Here is a 22,547-nt window from a genome sequence, read left to right as displayed (position 1 = left end):
CTACACCCTGGTCTGGTCACGCTGACCGGCCGCTGCCGCGACGGCTCGCCCGCCGAGCCGTCGCGGCTCTTCCCTCGGGATTATCACACCGAGCACAGTAGCGTAGCGCAGGTAGCTGCTTGGACGTTATCTTCTCGATCGGCTATTCGATCGCATAGCCGAGCGCTCTGTATCCGGTCCGCCGCTTTGCAGCCATGCGAGCCAGAACCGGCACAGCGCTATCGACGTAGTCGACAACGAGAACGTCTGTTTTCCCGTCATGTTGACGATGAAGCCGGCCAACGTACTGGGCCAATGTTCCTTTCCAGGAGATAGGCATGGTCAGGAACAGCGTATCGAGCCTGCCGTCATCGAACCCTTCCCCAATATACCGGCCTGTGGCTAGTATCAGGCGCTCCTGATCGTCAGATACACGCAAAGCCGCTTTGGCGATTTTGCGCTCGGCAGCCGACATGCCGCCACGCAGAACGACGAGATTCTTTACAAACGGTGAGAACCGATTCCGAAGGTATTCGAGGTGATCCTTCCGCTCGGTCAGAACAACCGGCGAACGCTTTGCCTCCAGCGATTTCAGGACATCATCGAAGATGAGATCGTTTCTCCGGCTGTCCTGAGCCAAAGCGGCGTAAATCGCTGGCATAGACGGCCGTTCCGCCGACGCCAGCAATGCCGGCAATTCAAATTTCGTCGAGCGATCCCGCGCGCGGTGATGAATGCCACGTTCGAAAGCCTGCTGCCTGGCATCAACTCGATGACGGACAGGGCCGCATTGCATGAAGATGATCGGATGATGCCCATCCTTGCGCGCGACAGTCGCAGAAAGACCCAGAACAAATCGTGCTTTTGATCGACGCGCCACCAGTTCGAAGCTCGCGGCAGACAGATGGTGACATTCATCAACAACGAGGTGACCGTAATCGGCTACGATATCCGAGACTTCACGGTTTCGGACAAGGCTCTGGATCAGCGCGACATCGATGACCCCTGTCGGCTTCCGCCGCCCGCCGCCGATAATTCCAATCTGTTTCAGATCAATGTTTAGGAAGGATCGCAGCCGTTCGACCCACTGATCGAGCAATTCGCGCCGGTGAACGAGGACAAGCGTATTTCGGGCGCGTCGAGCGATGAGCGCCGCAGCTACAACGGTTTTTCCAAATGCGGTCGTGGCAGCCAGCACGCCATGATCATGAGGAACGAGTGCGTCGAAGGCTTTCAACTGTGGCCGTCGCAATTCTCCCTGGAAGGACAGTTCCATAGGCAGCGGCTTGCCTATTTCACGATGATCTTCCAAAATACCGGCGGCGCGGTGGATTTTGAGGAGCTCGATTGCTTCATCGAGGCAACCCCGAGGCAGCGCCACGTGCCGCGGATGAAGCTCCGCACATGAGATGATCCGCGGCTTGCCGAAGGTCGGCAAGCGCATGGCCTGGGCACGATAAAATTCGGGATTCTGGAACGCTGCCAGGCGAATGAACTGTGCAGTCAGGGCCGGCGGAAGCCCGGCTCTGTCAATGTACACCTGATCCGCGACCACGACTTTGATACTCTCCGGTATCGCAGCTTCTATCCGGCGGGGTTCGCTACGACGGGACGGCGTCATTCGCCAGGGCTCGTCAGCATGCTCGTCCTCCACGGGCATCCGGACCCCGAGAAGCCGACCCGACCGTTCCGCCTCGCCGGCGATCCTGAACGCCGCATCAGCCGAGAGCCTGGGCAAGGATGACAGAAATGCCCACTGGTCGTCATACGGCAGTAAATTCCCGTCGACGAAGACGCTATTGCCAGTTTCCCGCGCCCTCCTTTGCAGGGGAAGAGCAATCAGATTGCCGAAGCCGCCGATCGGCATCGTATCCTGATTGGGAAACAAACGATCATAAGAGGTGAAGCCGATCTCCGGACGATTTTCCATCGTTTCCGTGATCAGGGCGGCGCCGAGTTGACGTGCGGTCTTTGCCGGAACGGGTTCGGAGAAGAATATCCAAACGTGGCCCCCGTTGCCTGATCTCGATCGTTCCAGAGCGGCAGGAATTCCCTTTGCAAGACAGGTATCAAGCATCGCCCTGGCATCTTCCGTCCAGCTTTCCTTGTCGAAATCGGCCGCCAGAAACCAGCATGTTTCATCCTGCAGCAAGGGATATACCCCAGCGACGAAGTCGCCCTCGCGCAGATTGCCGCCACCGCGAAGGTGTTTTTCGATAATGTCATCCGAAGTCGGAATGAACGCCTGATGAGGACATTCCCCGCATTTTACCTTCGGCTTGCCGCATATTCCCTTCGCCCATTCGTTGGCGCAAGCAGGAGAATATCCTGCGCGGCCCGCCTTTCTGTTTTCCCATCGAACCGGGAAAACATTGGGGCGCCCGGCGAACAGATTGCGGAACAACGCGACCTTGTCCGCCGACGGCGAATTATTGGTGATCGGCGCATCCACAAAAAGCGACGGTTCATCGGAAAGCCTGACAGACGCCAGCTTTTGTTCAAGCGCGGCAAGCGCACTTTCAAGCTCAGCCCGCTCAGCATCCAGGGCTGTCAGGCGCTGACGAATACGAGCGATTTCTTGTTCAGCTTCTTTCTCGTCTACCAAAATCGAAGTCCATGCCGGCGGCGAACGCGTCACCGGTCAGCATAGCCCAAAGAACCTTCAAGCTTAAAGTGGCGAGCACGGAACGTGGGCCGTTCCGTAGGTCAACAGGTTGGGATTATGCAGAGCAATGAGGCACAAAACACCCGGAATCCAACGCTGATTTAGCCAGAACTCCGCATAATACCTCACTCCGCATAATCGGCCTTATGCGGTGCACCGCATAACACCGAGATCGGTGCTGCCTGGCCCAAGCGCTCCGCGGAACAGCGCGACTACCTCTCGGTCAAGCTCGACGATCCGAGCTTCAACGCTCCGATCTACGCGAACCTCTTCGACGACGAAGAGGGCGGTAGCTACACCCTGATCTGGTCGCGCCCGCAGAAGGCTCGCACGACTTCCGCCGATTGATCGATAAGCTCTCAGATGCCCCGCCGCGAGGCGGGGCATCTCGCGCGCTCAAGCCGCCGCCGATCGGCCGCGCGCGAAGCACGCGCGGGGGAGGGCGTCCATCTGCAAAATAGAATTGCTACGCGGCTGCCCGCGCTGACGGATCGCGCCGCGTGTCGACGTGGGTCCGAAAGGCATGATCGCAAGCGTCACAGCGCCAGTGCAGGATGACGCGATCCGCGCAGAAGAATGCGGCACGCTCGGCCGCGAACAGGGTCTCCCCGCAGGCCGGGCAACCCCGAAACCCCATGAAGCGCGCAAATATCCGCACGCGAGAATCTGTCGTCATCGGCACCGGCTCCTCGCTGCACCGCATAAGCGCCCGGTGTGAAGACGACATGACTTCTACGGTGAAGATTCAAGGTCTCTTTGCGGCACAAGTCCGGGCGAACGATGTCGTCGCAGCCACAGCAAATCGCAGGATGTAATCTCCGCCCGCGATGTGATCTCGAGACCAGGGCTGATGCGACGTCGCCGGATCAGGACTTGCCGCGCGACGGCTTCGACGCGCGCCGTAGCAACGCGTCGGGCTCGACACCGAGCACCTCGGCCAATTTTCCCACCATGTCGATGGTCGCCGCGTAAACGCCGCGTTCGAGCGAACTGATATAGGTGCGGTCGACGTCCGCTTCATGCGCCAACGCCTCCTGCGACAGCCCCTTGGCATGCCGGGTCCGGCGCAGGTTGCGGGCGAACACCTCTCGAATCTCCATTCGAAAAGTGTTCGTCTTGTAGGGTATTTCACTACGGAGTATACTCGACAATCCGGTCCTGCTTACCTCTTGGAATCCGACGGAATTCGGAGGCAGCCGGGACGCGGACCTCTTGACTATTTGCGGTAAAAGCCGGGCGACCTGTTAATGGCCCAAAAACTGTCATCGGTCCGAAGCAAGAGTGCCGTATTTTGCGGTACGAATGTCGACAGATGACTGGCGCGAGTTTTCGCCATGACGAAAGTTACCTTTGACGACCATCCCCCCGACCTGCCCCATGTCACGCCTTACGACGAGCGGCACCTCAAGACCTACCTTCGGCTGCTTGATGCCGATGAGGAGGGGGCCGACTGGCGTGAGGTCGTGCAGGTGATTTTCGGTCTCGACGCGGAACGCGAGCCGGATCGCGCGCGTAGCGTGCATGACAGTCATCTTGCTCGCGCACGATGGATGACCAAGGCCGGATATCGTGACCTGCTCAAACCGCCATTTCAATGAGTTGAGTAGGCGACGTTTTTCAAAGCACCGCGCCTATTCCATCACCTTTCACTGAACACGGTGTTGCAACACGCGTTGCAGCGGCGGCGACTTCTGCACATTGACGATGCTTCCGGATACTCGGCGACGGGGAGGGGCATGCCTTGCTTGAGGCAGAGTAACGCTGGAGTGGTCGCATGCCGGATGATGAAAGTTGGCGGTCGCACGACGCGTCCGCCTATCTCGATCGTGTGCAACGCGCCGGTTTCGCCTGGGAGTTCCTGCGGCGCAACCCCGACTACCGCGAAGATTACGAAGACATGAGCCGTGACGCGGCAAGCGGGACCACCATCGCGTTGGAGGCGGCGCTGGCGCTGGCCCAGCGCTGGGGGTTGAGTTTTCCCGTGCGACCCGAAGCAACGCAGCGACCGGTCGCTGGTCTTGTGGGAATTCAATGCACTTCCGGCGGCGGTGATGCTGACGACGGCACCGCCCGGGACCTCATCCACAATCACGCTCGACCGAATTCCATCGGCGCCCGCCATGGAACGCGGAGACGGCCGTCACATCCTGTGGCGGCAGGCGAGCGACGAACAGCGGATTTGGATTCTTCCCGATACGAACCCGTCGGCTCCTATCGCCGCCGTTATCCCATTCGATATGCACGTGGCGCAGCGCGTCGAAGCCGTCCTTCATCTTTGGCATCGCCTGACGGATGCCGCGGTGCGCCCAGTTGCCTCGCCCCTGACCAAACAGCAGCGCCGCCGCATGACCTTGATGCTGAGGGCACTTGACGGTCATCAGCAACAGGCGACCTACCGCGATCTCGCCGCCACCTTGCTTGATCCTGATGTGCGGACCCAAAGCCGGCGCGACTGGCTGACCTCATCCTATCGTTCGCAGATCATCCGGCTGGTCAAAGACGCAGTCGGTCGGATGGAGGGCGGCTACCGCGACTTGCTGATCGGCCAATAACCGACACGTAAGCTATCCGACTTGCAACGCCGGGCGTCAGCGCCCGGCAAACGCAGCGCTGTGTTTGCGCGTCCATCGTAACGACGAGGGGGATGGACACAAACGACAGTCGCAACTTCGGCATCCTTGTCCACGCCTCAAATTCGCAATCGTGCGCCCGACGCGCCGTCGATCCCCGATGGCAGCCGAACCCACACCGGGCGCATCATGGCCGACAACTCCGCCAATTCGCAGCAACGCTATTTGCGCACCACCGAGGCGGCCCGGTTCCTCGGCCTGTCGGGTCGCACGCTGGAAAAGCACCGCACCTACGGCACCGGGCCGAGCTATCGCAAGCTCGGTGGCCGTGTCGTCTATGCCCTCGAAGACCTGCAGGCCTGGGCCGACATCGGTCTGCGCCAGTCCACGTCCGATCAAGGCAAGGGCGTTGTCCATGCGGCCAAGCCGGTGAGCGGCTTGGGTCCGCTCGTCGGCGGCCGATCCCCGGTGAGGCGATCATAGCCATGATGGCCCGCCGACGAGACCCCGCAGAAACTGCGCGTAGTGAGTCCCCGGGTTTACTAAACGGCAGGCCCGCGCCGTGCGATCCGAGGACCACGCATCTCGCAATCGACCCGCTGACGCATGTCGAATTGACCTGGCAAGCAAAACGCATCGAGCACCGCATCCGGTTCGGCCATCCCGTCGCCTCCGTGCGGCTTGATCGTCACCGCCGCCGCGTGTCGTTCGCGGCAGGTAGCATCTTCGCCGTCATGCGCTGGGCCGCCAACGACTTCGGCACTGTGCTGTCGCGCATCGACATCCTCCGTGCGGTCCAGGCGGACGAATCCTTCACCACGGTGCCGCTGGTGCAACCGGGCGGTTTGATCCTGCTGTCGATCTCCGGCTGGCCGAAGGTCGAGCGGGTGTTGCAGGCCATCGACGGTGTCGAGGCGCTCGGCATCGATCCCGCCGATGCCGCCCCCGAACATTGGCATCACATCCATAACCGCCTCAGCGTCGGCGATACGCCGCGCGCTTACACGATGACGCGCCATAAGGCATGGCTCAAACGGCGGCGAGTTGCGCCATGACCCCTCGCACTGGCTGCACCTTCGCTGCGTCACTCGCTGTCATAAGCCTGCTCGCGACCGTCGGCGCGCAACCGCGGCCACATTATATCTGGAACCTCACGCCGAGCGTTCCGCTCGGTCTTTACGCTGTACAGCCGCCAGACCGCCTGTACGTGACCATGCTGGTCGTGGTGACGCCACCGGAACCGCTGGCAACGACATTGTCGGATGGCGGCTATCTGCCGCGCGGCGTGCCGCTGCTCAAACGCATTCTCGCCCTTTCCGGGCAGACCGTCTGTCGTCTTGGCGGGCAGATCATCGTCGACGGCATCGCGGCCGCGGCTGCACGCGAGCGCGATCTGCGCGGCCGTCCGCTGCCGGTCTGGCAGGGCTGTCGCGTCATCGCCGATGACGAAGTCTTCCTCATGAATTGGGACACGGACGACAGCCTTGATGGGCGTTACTTCGGCCCGTTGCCGCGCAGCGCCGTCGTCGCGCGCGCGGTACCGATCTGGACCGACGAAGACGGCGAGGGCCACTTCGTCTGGCGCGCGCCGACGCATTGAGATCAGCACTCACCAACCCCAGCAACGGAGGCCACCATGGCACAGATCGGCACCTTCACCCGCACCGTCGATGGATACACCGGCACCATCCGGACCTTTACGTTCAAACGCGATGTCATCATCATCGTGCCGGCCATCGCGACCGACACGGAGAATGCGCCAAACTACCGCGTCCTTGCCGACGACGTGGAGATCGGAGCAGGGTGGAAGCGCACCGGAGACAAGGCTGGCGATTATCTCTCGCTGCTGATCGACGATCCATCATTCGGCCAACCGATCCGCGCCAACCTATTTCAGGTGGTGAGCGGCGGTGACACGTTCCATCTGATCTGGACCCGTCCATCGCGCCGCGCGCCGCGCGAGTGAATCCGTGGCGCTGCTCGCTACACCATTCCGGCTTGCCGTGGTCGTGACCGCCTCGCTTGCGGTCGTCATTCCCTTCACGGCCCGCTGCGAGACCGCGTCGGCGCGTGTCGCCGACGCGGTCGAACCGTGGTCGCAATTCGTCAGCGAAGCGGCCGAGCGTTTCGCGATCCCAGCAGCATGGATCCGCGCCGTGATGCGGATTGAGAGCCACGGTAATGTCAAAGCTGTTTCGGCAAAAAGCGCGGTCGGGTTGATGCAGATCATGCCCGCCACGTATGCCGAGCTGCGCGAGCGCTACGCGCTCGGCGTCGATCCTTATGATCCGCACGACAACATCGTCGCCGGTACTGCGTATCTTCGTGAAATGCACGACCGCTTCGGAGCATCGGGATTCCTTGCCGCTTATAATGTCGGCCCCGCGCGCTACGAAGACCACCTTGCGACAGGCCGTCCGTTGCCCCACGAGACCCGGAACTACGTCGCGTCGCTGGCGCCGCTGCTGTCCGACGCGCAAACTGGCGACAGCGCGATCGCAACCGGCGAGCCGAACACCTGGCGCGGGGCGTCGTTATTCGTCGCGCGGTCTCAGTGCAAATCCTCGGATACGCGGATGTCGTTCACGCCGCAGTCATCCGCCGTTGGACATGACCGCGGTGCTGTCGATCTATCGGCGCTCACGCCGCTTCCCGGCGGCTTGTTCGTTAAACAAGCGCCCGCACCCAGCAAGCCATAATTCCATCCCGTCATTTTCGAGCTTTCTCGCGCAATTGCGTGAATCAGGCTGGAGTCTCTGAGACGCCAGCAAACGAGCGGAGGACGGCAAGATTAAAGCAAACGGTGCCCTTCGGTGCCCGTTTGCAAAAAAGCGTTGTCTGCACATTGGTTAGCTCGAATTCAGAAAGGTATCCGAGATCGCAGCGATGTGCGTTTGCTACGTTTGATGTGGGATTTCAATGGTCGGGGCGGCACCGGTCGTATTTGCCATCGCAGCCAGTCGATCGTGAGGCAGTCGCAGCGATAGGCGCGGTGATCGCCGTGCCGCCGATCTCCTGTATTTGCGCGCGCCGTTACGACGGTCGTTTGAGCTGTCTTGCGTCGTGCTGCTGTGTCCGCATTCTTATCGACATGAGTGACGAGGCTTCCGACTTTCGTGTCCGCACCGGCCGCATCGGTAATCGCGGCACCCGCGCCGGCGGACGCCCGCGCTCTTTCATCGACCAGGTGCTGAAGGCATCCGCCAAGGCGAATGGCGCCGCGCTGACGCCGGCGCAATTCTCAAACCGCCGGCGCCGCGGTCCCGGCGCGGCGCGGCCCCGGAAGGGGAAGTGCTCGCGCATCGGCCGCGGGCAGGCCGCGGCCGATCGGCTGAAGCGCGCTGCCGAGGGGCGGGGGCCGGGCCAGCGTCTGCGTCGCGTGATCGTCAAGGCTCGCATCGTCAAGCTCAAGGCGGGAAGCAAACGCGCGGACGCGCATCTGCGCTATCTCCAGCGCGACGGCACCACCCGCGACGGAGCGCGCGGAACGCTGTACGGGCCGGACACTGACACGGCCGACGGACGGGATTTCCTCGAGCGCGGCCGCGAGGACCGCCACCAGTTCCGGTTCATCGTTGCCCCCGAGGATGGCGACCGCCTGCAGGATCTGCGCGGTTTCACCCGCGACGTGATGCGCCAGATGGAGGAAGACCTCGGCACGAAGCTCGACTGGGTCGCGATCGACCATTTCAACACCGGCCATCCGCACAGCCATGTGGTGATCCGCGGCAAGGACGATCTCGGCAAGGATCTGATCATCGCCCAGGACTACATCACCGACGGCCTGCGCATCCGTGCCCAGGAGCGGGTCACCCTGGAGCTCGGCCCCGAGACCGATCTGGAATTGCGCCGCAAGCTGGAGGCCGAGATGACGGCTGAACGTTTCACCCGGCTCGACCGTATCCTGGTCGAGGAGGTGCCGTCACGACGGCTCGATCTGCGGCCGGACGCTGGCCAGTTCCGCGCCGACCTCGACGAGACGCTGTTCATCGGGCGGCTGAAGAATCTGGAGCGGTACGGACTGGCGACGCTGACCGAACCAGGGGGTTGGTCGTTCTCGGAGCGACTGGAGCCGACGCTGCGCGAATTGGGTGAGCGCGGCGACATCATCAAGGCGATCAATCGCTCGCTTGCGGATAGGGGCGAGGAGCGCGCACTCGGCAGCTATGTCCTGCATGGCGCGGTCATGCCGGAGCCGGTCATCGGCCAGGTGATCGGCAAGCGGCTCGACGATGAACTCGGCGAGCGCATCGGGCTTGTCGTCGATGGTGTCGATGGCCGCGTCCATCATGTCGCGCTACCGGATGCCGCGGACAGTGAGCCTCCAGCCGTGGGAAGCATTGTCCAGATCGGCGCGACATCGGCCAGCCCGCGCGCCTCCGATCGCAACATCGCGGAGATAGCCGGCGATAGCGGCGTGTACCAGCCAAGCGAGCATCGCGCACTCGTCGAAAGCGGTGCGGTTCGCATTCCCGGTGGTGATGCCGATAGCTATGTCCGCAGTCATGTCCGGCGGATGGAGGCGCTGCGCCGCGCCGGCATCGTCGAGCGCATCGACGCTGACCATTGGCGTATTCCCGAAGACTTCGTGTCGCGCGCCGCCGATTATGATGCACGCCGTGGCGCGCAGGCATCAGTCCGCATCCTCGCAACCCTCGATCTGGAACAACAAATTGCCAGCGACGGCGCGACCTGGCTCGATCGCGAACTGGCCTCACGCCAGCGCACGCCGCTGACCGACGCGGGATTCGGCCAGCACGTCCGGCAGGCGCTGGAACGACGCAAGGACACGCTGCTCGAACAGGGGCATGCCTGGCACACGCCGGACGGCGGCATCCGCGCGCCGCACGATCTCGTCACCCGCCTAGAGCGACAGGAAATCGCTCGCGTCGGACCGCAAATGGCGGCCGCGCGTGGGCGGACCTATCAATCGACCGGGACCGGCGAGCACGTCAGCGGCACACTGATCGGTAAGGCCGATCTCGCCAGTGGTCGCTTCGCCATGATCGCGACCTCCAACGGTGACAACGGCCTCGGCTTCAGCCTCGTGCCGTGGCAGCCTGTTCTCGACCGGCGCATCGGCCAGCACATCACTGGCGTGGTGCGCGACGGCGGTGGCATCGATTGGAGCTTTGGGAGGCAGCGCGGATTGGGCCTGTGACGAACGGTCGGTCAGCCAGCCCAGCCCGGCCTACCTTACCATCATACCGTTGCTAGGGTTTCGTGGCCCCCTCCGCGATGCTAACGTCATGAAAGGAAGATGACGGAGCAGCGGGATATGACGGTAGCCTCGCGCCGAGCCTATCCATCGCACGATCGCCGGATGGACGACGTCAAGCGCGAGCTCTCACACGCGATGGAGCGGGAGTTGAGCTTCCGCGCAGCCGAGCGCGATGAACGTCGACGATGGCTGGACCTTGGCACCGCGCACGAACTTATATCGAAAGGCGCGCAGCGCTCGCCGTAACGGCAGCAACCACCGTCGCGGCGGCGCTGCTGTGGCATTGCGACCGTCCCATCAGAAATTGTTCGCCAGTTTTTGCACGCCAAATCCGCCGATCCTACGATCGGCGTTTCGCGCATCTTGCCTTGTGATGCGCCGACGGTTTCCTTGACGGCCGACCGTTCCGTCAGGAGCAAGCCGTTGCCCGCAACGAAAATCCTTTGGGGCCAGATTCTGATCGTGACACTGATCGTGCTCACGACAACCTGGAGCGCGACGCAGTGGACGGCGTGGCGTCTCGCCTATCAGCCGCAACTCGGTGCGCCGTGGGGCCAAATCGGCGGTTTGCCGCTTTACCCGCCGCCGGCTTTCTTCTGGTGGTGGTTCTCCTATGACGCCTATGCGCCTGGGATCTTTGTCGAAGGCGCGCTGATTGCCGCTTCCGGTGGCTTCATCTCGGTCGCGGTCGCCATCGCAATGTCGGTGTGGCGCGCCCGTGAAGCGAAAGAGGCGCAGACCTACGGTTCGGCGCGTTGGGCGACCATCAAGGAGATCGGCGCAGCCGGTATGTTGAGCCCCGATGGTGTCGTGCTCGGCAAGATCGATCACCAGTATCTGCGTCACGCCGGACCGGAGCACGTGCTCTGTTTCGCCCCGACGCGCAGCGGCAAGGGTGTCGGTCTCGTCGTCCCGACGCTGCTGACGTGGCCAGGCAGTTGCATCGTCCACGACATCAAGGGTGAGAACTGGCAATTGACCGCGGGCTGGCGCGCCTCATTCGGCAGGGTATTGCTGTTCGATCCCACCAATCCCGATTCCTCCGCTTACAATCCGCTGCTCGAGGTACGCCGCGGCGACAGCGAAGTCCGCGATGTGCAGAACATCGCCGACATCCTGGTCGATCCGGAAGGGGCGCTGGAGCGTCGCAACCATTGGGAAAAGACCAGCCACGCCTTGCTGGTCGGCGCCATCCTCCATGTGCTCTACGCGGAGCCGGAGAAAACGCTCGCCGGCGTCGCAAATTTCCTGTCCGATCCCAAGCGAACCATCGATGCGACGCTGCGCGCCATGATGGGGACACGGCATTGCGGCGATCATCCGCATCCAGTGGTCGCCTCCGCGGCCCGCGAGCTCTTGAACAAAAGCGAGAACGAGCGTTCGGGCGTGCTCTCGACCGCGATGTCGTTTCTCGGCCTCTACCGCGATCCCGTGGTGGCGAAGGTGACCGCGCGATGCGACTGGCGGATCGTCGATCTCGTCGATGGCGCGACGCCGGCGACACTTTATCTGGTGGTGCCGCCATCGGACATCTCGCGGACCAAGCCGCTCATCCGCCTCGTACTCAACCAGATCGGCAGGCGCCTCACCGAAGATCTCAAAGCCAAGGAGACGCGCCGCCGATTGTTGTTGATGCTCGATGAGTTTCCGGCGCTCGGTCGGCTGGACTTCTTCGAGTCGGCCTTGGCCTTCATGGCCGGCTATGGCCTCAAGAGCTTTCTGATCGCGCAGTCGCTCAATCAGATCGAGAAGGCCTATGGCCAGAACAATTCCATCCTCGACAACTGCCATGTGCGCGTCGCGTTCGCGACCAATGACGAGCGGACCGCCAAACGGGTCTCTGATGCGTTGGGCGTGGCGACTGAGTTGCGCGCCATGAAGAATTATGCCGGCCATCGGCTTTCGCCGTGGCTCGGCCACTTGATGGTGTCGCGTCAGGAAACCGCCCGCCCATTGCTCACCGCCGGCGAGGTCATGCAGTTGCCGCCTGCGGACGAACTGGTTCTTGTTTCCGGCACGCCGCCGATCCGCGCCAGGAAAGCCCGTTACTTCGAGGATCACCGTCTCAACGACCGTGTCCGGCCGCCCCCGAACACAGCGGAGATTAGAGCAGGCGTGCCAGAACAAAGCGTTGGCGATGTCTGGACGGCGTTGCCGATCCCGGCGTCTGCCTCTCAGGAGGATCGGTTGCACCAGGTCGATGATGACGGCGCCAACGGCGGCATCCGCCGCGAGCCCGAATTACCAGCGCACGAGGCCATTGTGCCGGAAGGGCCGGAGCCGGTTCCGCCTGTCGCCATTATCGACGGTCAATCGGACGAGGTCCGGATTCGGGCCGCCGCGATCCGTCACAGGATGCGCGGTGTCGCGCGGCAGGCGGCGATGGACCCCGATGACGGCATCGCATTGTGAGGAAGCGCAAATGAGATTGCGAACGAATGTCTATTTTCCGCCCGAGGTCTTGCGGCAACTGATCGACCTCGCAGACCGCCGCAAGATCTCGCGGTCGTCAATCGTTGAGGCCGCGGTCACCAGCTTCCTGTCACCGGACGCGGCCGATCGCGCTGAAGCGGCGCTTTCACGCCGTCTCGACCGCCTGTCGCGGCAGATACAGCGCCTGGAGCGTGACACGGCGATCGGAACCGAGACGCTGGGGTTGTTCATCCGCCTCTGGATGACCGCGACGCCATCGTTGCCCAAGGAGATGAATGGCGGCGCCGACGCGAAGGCGCGCGAGCGCTTCCAGACGTTCGTCGAGACACTTGCGGACCGGCTCAACAAGGGCGCGAGCTTTTTGCAAGACATCCCGGTCGATGTGGTGGGGGGCGTTAGGTCTGGCTCGGGCACCGGCGAGATCGGTGGGCAAGGGCCGGGCGAGCACCGGCTGGGACGGTCGACCCCAAATAACGTCGATAAACGCGCCGAATAAGCTCCGGAACACGGCGATGGAAAAGTTTTGCAGGTTAGGTGCCGGTCAGTTGTCTTTTTAACTGAGAGTTAGTGATTGCGGTTTCCGCAGCGCTGACGTTTGGGGGTTTTTTCGGAGGCGGCGGGCGTTCGTGCAAGATCGTAGTCGGTACAAGGATCGCGGGCCTACGTCCGCGTGTCGGGCTTTGCTTTGCCTGAAAACGGCAATTGTGATGCTGGCAGCGAGTGCTGCAGTGTCATCGCCGGCATTCGCGGCAAAGCAGACACGCGCGGATCGCTCGTCCGCAGCAAATGCGGCCGCCTCGACCGGCGCGGCGCAGCCCGCAGCCGCCCCGACTGCGCCGGGCGCTCCTGGAACGCCGCCGCAAAATCCCGCACCGGCGCAACGCTTCGACATCGATGATTTCGCGGTCCGCGGCGCCGACAAATTGCCGGAAATCGATCTCGATGAGGCGATCTATCCGTTCCTTGGACCGAATAAAAGCGCTGATGACGTCGAGAAGGCGCGGGCAGCACTTGAGAAGGCCTACCACGACAAGGGCTTTCAGACCGTCAGCGTCTCCGTGCCGCAGCAGAACGCGCAGAGCAAGGTCATCGCGCTCCAGGTAACGGAACTAAAGGTCGGCCGGCTCCGCGTAAAGAACGCGCGTTACTTCGATCTCGACAAGATCAAGGACAAGGCGACTTCGCTGAAGGAAGGCGCGGTCCCGAACTTCAACGACGTGACCAAAGACATCGTTGCGCTCAATCAATGGCCCGATCGCCGCGTCACCCCCGCGCTGCGGGCAGGCGTGACGCCCGGCACTGTCGATGTTGATCTCAACGTCGAGGATACGGCGCCGATTCATGGCAACCTCGAATACAATAACCGGCAATCGCCGAACACGACCGCGACGCGACTGAACGCGACCGTGCACTACGACAACCTGTGGCAACTCGGCCATTCGCTCAGCTTCACCTATCAGGTGGCGCCGGAGCGCCCCAGTGATGCCACGGTGTTTTCTGGTTCTTACCTGGCGCGTGTGCCGAATGTCGATTGGCTGAATGTTCTCGTCTACGCCGTGAAGTCGAGCAGCAATGTCGCCAGTGTCGGCGGCACCAACATCGTCGGTCCGGGCGAGATCTTCGGCAGCCGCGCGGTGATGACATTGCCGGCGCGAGAGAACTTCTTCCACACACTGTCGGTCGGGCTCGACTACAAACACTTCGATCAGACCGTGAGCATTGGCAGCGACGGCTTCTCCTCGCCGGTGACCTATTACCCGATCGTCGCCAGTTACGGCGCGACGCTCCAGAACGAGAAGTTCACCACTCAATTCAATGCGGCGGTCACTTACAACCTGCGCACCCCAAGCAGCGATTGGATCGAGTTTGACAATAAGCGCGCCTTTGCGTCGGCGAGCTTTACCCATCTCAACCTCGACCTCTCGCATACGCAGGAGCTCGGCCAAGGCTTCCAGCTCTACGGCAAGGTGCAGGGGCAGGTCGCCGACGGGCCATTGGTGTCGAGCGAGCAGTTCAGCATCGGCGGCCTCGATACCGTGCGCGGCTATCTTGAATCCGAAACGCTCGGCGACAACGGTATCGTCGGCAATCTCGAGCTGCGCAGCCCTGACGTCGGCTCCATGCTGCAAAAGCAGATGAAGGATGAGACCACGCAGGGCGCGCCGCGTTTCACGACCTTCAATGAGTGGCGCTTCTTTGCCTTCACGGACGCGGGCAGGGCGACCGTGCTGCATCCGCTGCCCGAACAGCAATCGCAATTCGATCTGTGGAGCTACGGCGTCGGCACGCGCTTCAAGATGTTCAATTACCTGAACGGCATGCTCGCTTATTCGGTGCCGATGATGAGTCAAACCTACACGCAGGCGCGCGACCCGCGCGTGAATTTCCGCATTTGGGGTGAGTTCTGATGACAACGGGGTTGGGTGAAATGCGCGCGCGCAAATCGGCTTTTCGGCGGGCGACCGCAAATGTTGTGACGGCAGCGCTGTTCGGGCTTGTCGGCGCACTGACGCTGTTGCCGTCGCCCGCAAAGGCCTGGTGGAACGATGATTGGTCGCTCCGCAAGAAGATCACCATCGACGCCAGCGCGTCGGGCGCCAATATCACCGATCCGATCGGCACCACGCCGGTTCTGATCCGGTTGCATGTCGGCAATTTCCGCTTTGCGTCGGCCAAGGATGACGGCAGCGACCTGCGCTTCGTCGCCGGCGACGACAAGACGCCGCTCAAGCATCACATCGAGAAATACGACTCCCTGCTCGGCGAAGCCCTGGTGTGGGTCGCGGTGCCGAATGTCCAGGCAGGCGCCAAGAGCGATATCTGGCTCTATTCCGGCAACAAGAAAGCGGTCGCGACTGGCGATGCGAAGGGGACTTATGACCCCGAAACGCTCCTAGTCTATCACTTCAATGAGCGTGGCACGCCGTCACTGGATTCCTCGGTCTGGGCCAACAACGCGCAAAGCGTCGCGCAGCCGGCGGAAGGCGCGATCATCGGCACTGGATTGCGTCTCGATGGCAACACGGCGCTGACATTGCCGGCATCGCCGTCGCTCGCATTGCCGGCCAATAGCGCCCTCACGTGGGCGGCCTGGATCAAGCCGGCAGCGTTGCAGCCCAACGCGGCGCTCTACAGCCGCCGTGATGCCGCGGCCGCCAATGGTCTGATCATCGGTCTCGACAATGGTGCGCCATTCGTCGAGGTGACCACCGCAGGCACTGTACAGCGCAGCGGCGCGGGCGCCCCGATCGCGCCGGGTAGCTGGCACCAGCTCGCAGTGGTCGCGAATAACGGCCAGATCGCGCTGTATCTCGATGGTAACCCCTACGCGTCGGTTGCTGCAGCGCTACCGGCCTTGAACACGACTGCGCTGGTGGGTGGAGACACTCCGACCGCCGTCGCGGCTCCTGCGGCGCCGCCGTCCGCTCCCCAACCCGACGCCCCCGCGGCGCCGGGTGCGGACGGCGGTGCAGCAGACGCAGCTCCGGCTGCGCCCGTTGCAGTGGCCGCCATGGCGGGCTTCGTCGGCGACATCGACGAACTGCAGATCGCCAAGATCGCGCGCCCCGCAGGCTTCATCCGGTTTGCTGCCGTCGGACAAGGACCGGATCAGGCCAAGCTGGTGTCGTTCAGCGTCGATGAGCAGACCGCGAGCTGGCTGTCGGGTTACTTCGCCGTGATCCTGAAATCGGTCACCCTTGATGGCTGGGTCGTCATCGGCATTCTGGTGATCATGGCAGCGTTGAGCTGGGTCGTGATGGTCGACCGCGTCCGGTATCTGAGCAAGCAGTCCAAAGCCAACGACTACTTCATGAAGCGCTTTCGCGAAGTCGCCACCGATCTCACTGTGCTCGACCGCGGCGAGGAAGGTGAGGCGGCTCCGCTGGGAGCAGGTTTCACCGAGGCCGATACGATGGCGATGCGCGGGTCTTCACTCTACCGCATCTACCACATCGGCGCTGGTGAGATTCGCCATCGCTTCGCAAAGAACGGCGCGCGTGCGCCAGTGCTGTCCGCCACGTCGATCGCCGCCATCCGAGCCGCTCTCGACAGCGGCGTTGTCAAGGAAATGCAGAAGCTCAATCGATTGATGGTCGTGCTGACGATCGCGATCTCCGGCGGTCCGTTTCTGGGTCTGCTCGGCACCGTCGTCGGCGTCATGATCACCTTCGCCGCTATCGCCGCCTCTGGCGACGTCAACGTCAACGCCATCGCACCGGGTATCGCGGCCGCGCTGGTCGCGACCGTTGCCGGCCTCGGCGTCGCGATCCCGGCGCTGTTTGGCTACAATTACCTGATCTCCCGCATCAAGGAGCTGACCAACGACATCCAGGTGTTCGTGGATGAGTTCGTCACCAAAATGGCGGAGTTCTATGACGCCGACCGCGACCGCCCCGATCCGGTCGGTCATCGCACGGCCGCGGAATAACGGCGATGCAAATCCAGAGCGACGCCAAACCATACGACGACATCAACATCACCCCGATGCTCGATCTCGCTTACGTCCTGCTGGTGATCTTCATCATCATGACGACGGCGACCGTGCAGGGCCAGAAGGTCAATCTACCAAAGGCTTCCGCTGCGCCGAGCCTCGCCACCCAGACCACTAAGGCGATCACCGTCGCCAATGATGGCAAGATCTTCCTCGACACCATTCCGGTGACGTTGCCGGAACTCGAGCAACGGTTGGTGCAGCAGAAGGCGCTCACGCCGGAATTTCCGGTTGTCCTGCGCGGCGACTCGCAGGCGCAATACCAAAACGTCATGGACGTCCTCGATCTACTCGGCCGCATCGGCCTGACGCAGGTCGGCCTCGCCACCAAGCCGTTGGTGAAGTGATGGACACTTCCGTCAACATCACTGCGCGGGAAGGGAACTAGCCGATGACGCTCGCGACCTTGCTCGGTTCCGTTGAATATCCATTCGTCGCGGGAAGTTTCCTGACGCGGATGCGTGCCTGGTTAGCGACGGCACCCATACTGCGCAAGGAAGCCGAAGGCGACGAGCGCATCGTCAATGTGACCGCTGCGTGCAAAGCCAAGACACAGAGTGCCGTCCTGCTTCCATTCCCCATTCGCGGGGAAGCCCTCCTGGTCAAACTTGCGGACTTGTTACGAGCGCGCGTTGCCGCCGTCGCGCCGCGGCCCAATCCGTTCTTGCTGACGATGTCTCGCGCTCCGCGTTTACGGCTCCTGATCGACCACGCCAGCTACATCGAGTTCCACGCCGATCGGGCGACGTTCCACGTCGTGCTGGAGGCGACTCCCGACACCACTATCAGGCTCGATACCACGGACTTCGATACGCTCGTTCAGTTCGTCGCCGAATACGTGAACGGCAGGTTCTCGGAGTTCAAGGACATGGAGGCCGCATCGTGAGCCTCCACCCATCAGAGCCAAACGTACCTCAAGCGTCCATCACCTCGGAATCGAACCCGCCGGCGACGCGCAATGAGCGTAACCCTTTCATTCGATATGGCGCGGCGCTCGGTGTCATCGCCATCGTCATGGGTGGCGCAGTCTATTTCCTCGTCGGCCATGACGACATGCCGCCGCCGCGGCAGGTGCGCGAACTGACGATCGTCAACATCGTGCCGCCGCCACCTCCGCCTCCGCCGCAGAAAATGCCCGAGCCGAAGATGATCGAGCAGCCCAAGATGGCCGAGCCGGAGATCAAGGAAGACAAGCCGCTCGAGAAGCCGAAAGACGAACCAGTCAAGGACGCCAAGAACCAGGAACCGCCGGGCCCATTGTCGCTCGACGCTAAAGCCGTCGGTCCCGGCGACCTGTTCAATCTCGGCAGCAAAGTCGGTGGCAATCCGTATGGCGGTGGGGGCGGGGGGAGTCGTTGGGGTTGGTACGCCTCGATGGTGCAGTCTCAGATCGAAGCTGCGTTGCGCGCCAATAATCGCACCCGCAACACCGTCATGCAATTGCAGGTTCGACTGTGGGCCGACGGCTCCGGGCGCGTGAGCCGGGTTCAACTGGTGTCATCGACAGGCGACGCCGAGCTTGACGCCATCATCCGCAACGACGTGCTCGGCAGCCTGATGCTGCGCGAGCCGCCACCCAAAGACATGCCGATGCCGATGGTCACGCGCGTCACCGCGCGACGATCAAGCTGACGCATCCGTGATGATCCGAACCAACACCAAGTGACGAGTAGAGGACTGGGGAACCAATGTTTGAAATGAAACCAGATGTATGTTGGCGCGCGATGCCACTGGCCGTGTCGCTCTGTGCGCTGCTCTGCGCTGCGCCGGCACTCGCCCAGACCGCCACGGATCCGGGCCAGGCACCGGCCAAGAAACAAGGCTCGAAAGGTCCGGCCGTTTCACCGTCGAAGCCGACGTCGCCGAACATGTCGATCAACCTCGTCAATTTGCTGGTCAAGCGCGGCACGTTGAAGGAGGAAGAGGCCCAGGCCCTGATCAAGCAGGCCGAGGACGAGTCCTACATCTCGCGGCAAGCCGCCAAGGATGCAACCGCCAAGGCCGACGAGGCGGCGAAGGCCGCTACCGCCGCGACTGCGGCCGCAAATCCTCCTGGAACCCGCCACGTCACTTACGTGCCCGAGATCGTCAAACGGCAGTTACGTGAGGAGATTAAAAACGAGGTGATGGCCAAGGCGCAGAAGGAAAATTGGGCTTCACCCGGCATGTATCCGGAATGGGCGCAGCGCATCCACTTCTACGGCGACATGCGTGCCCGCTATCAGGGCAATTTCTTTCCGAAGGGCAACGATCCGATCGGCGCCGTCAACTTCAACGGCATCAATACCGGCGCGCCTTACGACACCCTGCTGGCGACCAATCCGAACTTCGCACCCACCTATGACACGAACCAGGATCGCAACCAGTTCCGGTTGCGCGCCCGCCTCGGCATGGACGCGGATTTACTCAACGGCTTCTCCGCTGGCTTGCGTATCGCGACTGGTGAAAACAGCTCGCCGGTCTCGACCAACCAATCCTTGGGTGCGAGCGGCGGCAATTTCTCCAAATATTCGCTGTGGCTCGACCGTGGTTTCCTGAAGTGGGAATCGCGCGATCTCACGGTCTCGTTGGGCCGCTTCGACAACCCATTCTGGTCGCCAACCGACCTCGTCTGGTACAAAGAGCTTGGGTTCGATGGGTTGGCATTCCAGGCCAAGCACGAAATCGCCGAAGGCATCACGCCCTTCATCGTCGGCGGCGCGTTTCCGACTTATAATTCCGACTTCAACGCCGGAACGAACTTCGATCCGACGACCGGTGCTCCATCAAAATTCGCCAGCCATGATAAGTGGCTCTTCGGAGCCCAGGCCGGCGTGTCCGCCAAACTGCGATCTGACACCGACTTCCGGTTTGCTGTTGCGTATTACGATTTCACCAATGTGCAGGGCCAAGTGTCAGACCCCTGCGATGCTTCATCCGCGTCCAATACCTGCAATACCGACCTGACGCGGCCGTCCTTCGCGCAGAAGGGCAACACCTACATGCCGATCCGGAACATCATTCCTCTCTTCGACCCCGGCAGCGGCGCTCTGCTTCCGCAATTCCAATACTTCGGCTTGGCAAGCCAGTTCCGACCGGTCGTCGCCAGCGCGCAACTCGATCTTGGCCAGTTTCATCCGGCTCACATCGTTTTCGACGGCGAATATGTGATCAACACCGCGTTTGACAAAAACGCGCTCAATGTCAGCGCCGTCAACAACCGCGCCGGCACGCCGGACGGATCGATCGGTCCCTTCAATGGCGGCAACCAGGGCTGGCTCGGCCGTGTCACCGTTGGCGACAAGCAGATCAAACAGCTTTGGGACTGGAACGTGCACGCCGGATACAAGTATCTGGAATCGGACGCGACGATCGACGCCTTCGTCGACTCTGACTTCGGTCTCGGCGGCACCAACCTCAAAGGGTATTTCATCGGCGGCAATCTGGGTTTGAGCGAAAACGTCTGGGCCTCACTGCGCTGGATGAGCGCCACTAACATCGCCGGCTCGCCATACGCCGTCGATATCGTCCAGTTCGACGTCAACGCAAAGTTCTGATCATGAACCATCGCATCGTCCGAATGGCTTTGGTCCTCGCTGCGACGCTGCTGTCGAGTGTCGGTGCCCAGGCGCAGAGCCAGTCCGAGACCGATCGTTTGCGCGAGGCGTTACGCAGCGCTACCGCCCAGACCCGGCAATTGGAAGACCAGCGAACGGCCTTGCAGGCCAAGGTCGCAGACGCCGAGCGCGAGAAGGCATTGTCGAAAGCGCAGGTCGATGCCGCGAAGGCCGAAGTGCGCCAGATCGAGAAGCAGCAGCGCGAGGCCATCGAGGAATTCAACAAGCGCCTCGCCGAGCGGGACGACACCCTTGAGAAATGGAAGACCGCATACGAAGAGGCGGCCACCGTGGCCCGCACCAAGGATGCCGAGCGCGCGAAATTCGAGGGTGAGGCGACCGCCTACAAAGCCAGCACCAAGAGCTGTGTGGCCAAGAACACGCTGCTCGTCAAAGCCGGCCGCGAACTTCTGCAGAGATACAAGAGCGTCACCATTGGCGACGCGTTGGTCGCCCAAGAACCCGTGACCGGGCTGCGCCGCGTGGAAGTGCAGAACGAGTTGCAGACCATCAACGACAAGTTCCTCGATCAGAAGGCGACACCATGAGTAACGTGATTTTCCCGCGCAAGCGGATGGGGCTGACGTCGACCTGCATTGTGGCCATTCTTTCGCTGCCGGCTCTTGCAGCCGCCCAAACCACCCAATTGCCGCCGCGGCCGGCCCAGGCGCCCGCCAGACCCAGACCCGCGCAGCAGCAACCGCAAACGGCGATCACACCGCCGGCTTCAACGTCGGCGCCCGTCGCTCCGAAAGCGTCCGGCGAAGTCGTGGCGCGGGTCGGCGCGACGGAAATTAGCACCGATGACGTTCGTGCCTATGTCACAGCGCTCGGCGTCCGCGAGCAGGCGGCCCTTGCACAAGATCCGGCGTTGCTCAGTCAGGCCGTGCGGCTGCTGCTCGCCAACCGTCTGGTCTCTCAAGAGGTCCTGGCCAAGAAGTGGGACCAGCAGCCAGCCGTAGCAGCGCAGCTAGACCGCGTGCGGGAAAGCGCCGTGGTCGAACTCTATCTGCAATCGGTCTCGACGCCACCGGCGAACTATCCCAGTGATGACGATCTGCAGAAGGCCTACGACGCCAATCGCAGTGCATTGTTGATGCCGCGCCAGTTCCAGCTCGCGCAAATCTTCTTCGCGTCACCCAAGGACGCCGACAAGGCGACCGAAGACAAAGCTAAGAAGGCGCTTGACGAGGTCCAGCGCAAGCTGAGAGCGCCGGGCGCAGACTTCGCCGCCATCGCGACCGCGGAGAACGATTCCAAGAATGGTGGTGATCTCGGCTGGGTCGCGGAAAATCAGATCCGACCCGAGATCAAGGCTCAAGTGATGGGCCTAGCGAAAAATGCGGTCTCCGAACCGGTCCGGCTCGATGACGGCTGGCACATCCTCAAGCTGATCGACACCAAGGCATCCTACACGCGCACCTTGCCGGAAGTCCGCGACCAGTTCGTCCAGCAGATGCGGGCCGAACGTGCGGCGGCCCTGCGTCGTACCTATCTCGCCGAACTGCTCAAGCAGAACCCGTCGGCGATCAACGAGATCGCCCTGTCCAAGGTGTTCGGCGAACCAAACCAGGCGGCAAGGTGATCGTAC

The 22,547-nt window shown here is 62.3% G+C and carries 22 protein-coding genes and 2 pseudogenes; 21 read left to right on the top strand and 3 right to left on the bottom strand.

Going from position 1 to position 22,547, the window contains the following annotated elements; genetic code table 11:
- Positions 1-142: 142 nt before the first annotated feature.
- Positions 143-2,584, bottom strand: a complete 2,442-nt coding sequence (locus tag HB676_RS11230; RefSeq protein ID WP_249780172.1) for a DEAD/DEAH box helicase — start codon at positions 2,582-2,584, stop codon at positions 143-145.
- Positions 2,585-2,812: 228 nt separating this feature from the next.
- Here HB676_RS11230 and HB676_RS11225 point away from each other — a divergent pair.
- A pseudogene (locus HB676_RS11225) lies at positions 2,813-2,992 on the top strand (DUF736 domain-containing protein); the annotation flags it as partial.
- Between the two features lie 118 nt (positions 2,993-3,110).
- Here the strand turns inward: HB676_RS11225 and HB676_RS11220 are convergent.
- Entirely contained in the window at positions 3,111-3,320 is a 210-nt protein-coding gene (locus tag HB676_RS11220; RefSeq protein ID WP_213737841.1) for a hypothetical protein, read from the bottom strand.
- A gap of 190 nt (positions 3,321-3,510) precedes the next feature.
- Positions 3,511-3,744 carry a helix-turn-helix transcriptional regulator gene (locus HB676_RS11215; RefSeq protein WP_024922039.1) on the bottom strand — a complete coding sequence of 78 codons (234 nt, stop codon included), beginning with the start codon at positions 3,742-3,744 and terminating at the stop codon, positions 3,511-3,513.
- Between the two features lie 234 nt (positions 3,745-3,978).
- Here HB676_RS11215 and HB676_RS11210 point away from each other — a divergent pair, with 234 nt between their 5' ends.
- The 20 genes and pseudogenes from HB676_RS11210 to HB676_RS11120 all read left to right on the top strand — a co-directional run bounded on the left by HB676_RS11210 (position 3,979) and on the right by HB676_RS11120 (position 22,541).
- Positions 3,979-4,242, top strand: coding sequence for a DUF2285 domain-containing protein (locus HB676_RS11210; protein ID WP_213737840.1), 264 nt, complete (start codon positions 3,979-3,981; stop codon positions 4,240-4,242).
- 176 nt (positions 4,243-4,418) lie between these two features.
- Positions 4,419-4,622 (top strand): annotated as a pseudogene (locus tag HB676_RS33805) (DUF6499 domain-containing protein); the annotation flags it as partial.
- Between the two features lie 73 nt (positions 4,623-4,695).
- Entirely contained in the window at positions 4,696-5,196 is a 501-nt protein-coding gene (locus HB676_RS11205) for a DUF2285 domain-containing protein (RefSeq protein WP_213737839.1), read from the top strand.
- 207 nt (positions 5,197-5,403) lie between these two features.
- Complete coding sequence (locus tag HB676_RS11200) at positions 5,404-5,697, top strand: helix-turn-helix domain-containing protein (RefSeq protein WP_213737867.1); 294 nt, start codon at positions 5,404-5,406, stop codon at positions 5,695-5,697.
- A gap of 107 nt (positions 5,698-5,804) precedes the next feature.
- Positions 5,805-6,269, top strand: a complete 465-nt coding sequence (locus HB676_RS11195) for a DUF2840 domain-containing protein (RefSeq protein WP_213737866.1) — start codon at positions 5,805-5,807, stop codon at positions 6,267-6,269.
- Positions 6,266-6,814, top strand: a complete 549-nt coding sequence (locus tag HB676_RS11190; protein WP_213737838.1) for a S26 family signal peptidase — start codon at positions 6,266-6,268, stop codon at positions 6,812-6,814. Before HB676_RS11195 ends, HB676_RS11190 begins: the two co-directional genes overlap by 4 nt.
- 36 nt (positions 6,815-6,850) lie before the next feature.
- On the top strand, positions 6,851-7,180 hold the full coding sequence (locus HB676_RS11185) for a DUF736 domain-containing protein (protein WP_213737837.1): 330 nt from the start codon (positions 6,851-6,853) through the stop codon (positions 7,178-7,180).
- Positions 7,181-7,184: 4 nt separating this feature from the next.
- Positions 7,185-7,913 carry a transglycosylase SLT domain-containing protein gene (locus HB676_RS11180; RefSeq protein ID WP_213737836.1) on the top strand — a complete coding sequence of 243 codons (729 nt, stop codon included), beginning with the start codon at positions 7,185-7,187 and terminating at the stop codon, positions 7,911-7,913.
- A gap of 293 nt (positions 7,914-8,206) precedes the next feature.
- Positions 8,207-10,375: a relaxase/mobilization nuclease and DUF3363 domain-containing protein gene (locus tag HB676_RS11175; RefSeq protein ID WP_346347313.1), complete on the top strand. Its 2,169-nt coding sequence runs from the start codon at positions 8,207-8,209 to the stop codon at positions 10,373-10,375.
- Positions 10,376-10,537: 162 nt separating this feature from the next.
- The gene (locus tag HB676_RS11170) at positions 10,538-10,681 is read left to right on the top strand and encodes a hypothetical protein (protein ID WP_213737835.1); all 144 of its coding nucleotides are present in this window, start codon (positions 10,538-10,540) and stop codon (positions 10,679-10,681) included.
- 177 nt (positions 10,682-10,858) lie between these two features.
- Positions 10,859-12,847 carry a conjugal transfer protein TraG gene (locus HB676_RS11165; RefSeq protein WP_213737834.1) on the top strand — a complete coding sequence of 663 codons (1,989 nt, stop codon included), beginning with the start codon at positions 10,859-10,861 and terminating at the stop codon, positions 12,845-12,847.
- 10 nt (positions 12,848-12,857) lie between these two features.
- Positions 12,858-13,364 carry a CopG family transcriptional regulator gene (locus HB676_RS11160; RefSeq protein ID WP_249780191.1) on the top strand — a complete coding sequence of 169 codons (507 nt, stop codon included), beginning with the start codon at positions 12,858-12,860 and terminating at the stop codon, positions 13,362-13,364.
- A gap of 211 nt (positions 13,365-13,575) precedes the next feature.
- On the top strand, positions 13,576-15,276 hold the full coding sequence (locus tag HB676_RS11155) for a ShlB/FhaC/HecB family hemolysin secretion/activation protein (protein ID WP_213737833.1): 1,701 nt from the start codon (positions 13,576-13,578) through the stop codon (positions 15,274-15,276).
- Complete coding sequence (locus tag HB676_RS11150) at positions 15,276-17,297, top strand: MotA/TolQ/ExbB proton channel family protein (RefSeq protein ID WP_213737832.1); 2,022 nt, start codon at positions 15,276-15,278, stop codon at positions 17,295-17,297. The genes HB676_RS11155 and HB676_RS11150 overlap by 1 nt, the downstream gene beginning before the upstream one ends.
- Before the next feature lie 5 nt (positions 17,298-17,302).
- Entirely contained in the window at positions 17,303-17,707 is a 405-nt protein-coding gene (locus HB676_RS11145) for a biopolymer transporter ExbD (RefSeq protein ID WP_213737831.1), read from the top strand.
- Positions 17,708-17,751: 44 nt separating this feature from the next.
- Entirely contained in the window at positions 17,752-18,246 is a 495-nt protein-coding gene (locus HB676_RS11140) for a hypothetical protein (protein ID WP_218625692.1), read from the top strand.
- Between the two features lie 128 nt (positions 18,247-18,374).
- Positions 18,375-18,992 carry a TonB C-terminal domain-containing protein gene (locus HB676_RS11135; protein ID WP_213737863.1) on the top strand — a complete coding sequence of 206 codons (618 nt, stop codon included), beginning with the start codon at positions 18,375-18,377 and terminating at the stop codon, positions 18,990-18,992.
- 56 nt (positions 18,993-19,048) lie between these two features.
- Positions 19,049-20,896: a putative porin gene (locus tag HB676_RS11130; RefSeq protein ID WP_213737830.1), complete on the top strand. Its 1,848-nt coding sequence runs from the start codon at positions 19,049-19,051 to the stop codon at positions 20,894-20,896.
- Positions 20,897-20,898: 2 nt separating this feature from the next.
- Entirely contained in the window at positions 20,899-21,504 is a 606-nt protein-coding gene (locus HB676_RS11125) for a hypothetical protein (RefSeq protein WP_249780170.1), read from the top strand.
- On the top strand, positions 21,501-22,541 hold the full coding sequence (locus HB676_RS11120) for a peptidylprolyl isomerase (RefSeq protein WP_213737829.1): 1,041 nt from the start codon (positions 21,501-21,503) through the stop codon (positions 22,539-22,541). The genes HB676_RS11125 and HB676_RS11120 overlap by 4 nt, the downstream gene beginning before the upstream one ends.
- The last annotated feature ends 6 nt before the right edge of the window (positions 22,542-22,547 follow it).

It is taken from the genome of Bradyrhizobium sp. dw_411 (assembly GCF_018449695.1).
Classification (GTDB): Bacteria; Pseudomonadota; Alphaproteobacteria; order Rhizobiales; family Xanthobacteraceae; genus Bradyrhizobium.
This window is presented reverse-complemented; position numbering and strand designations above follow the sequence as displayed.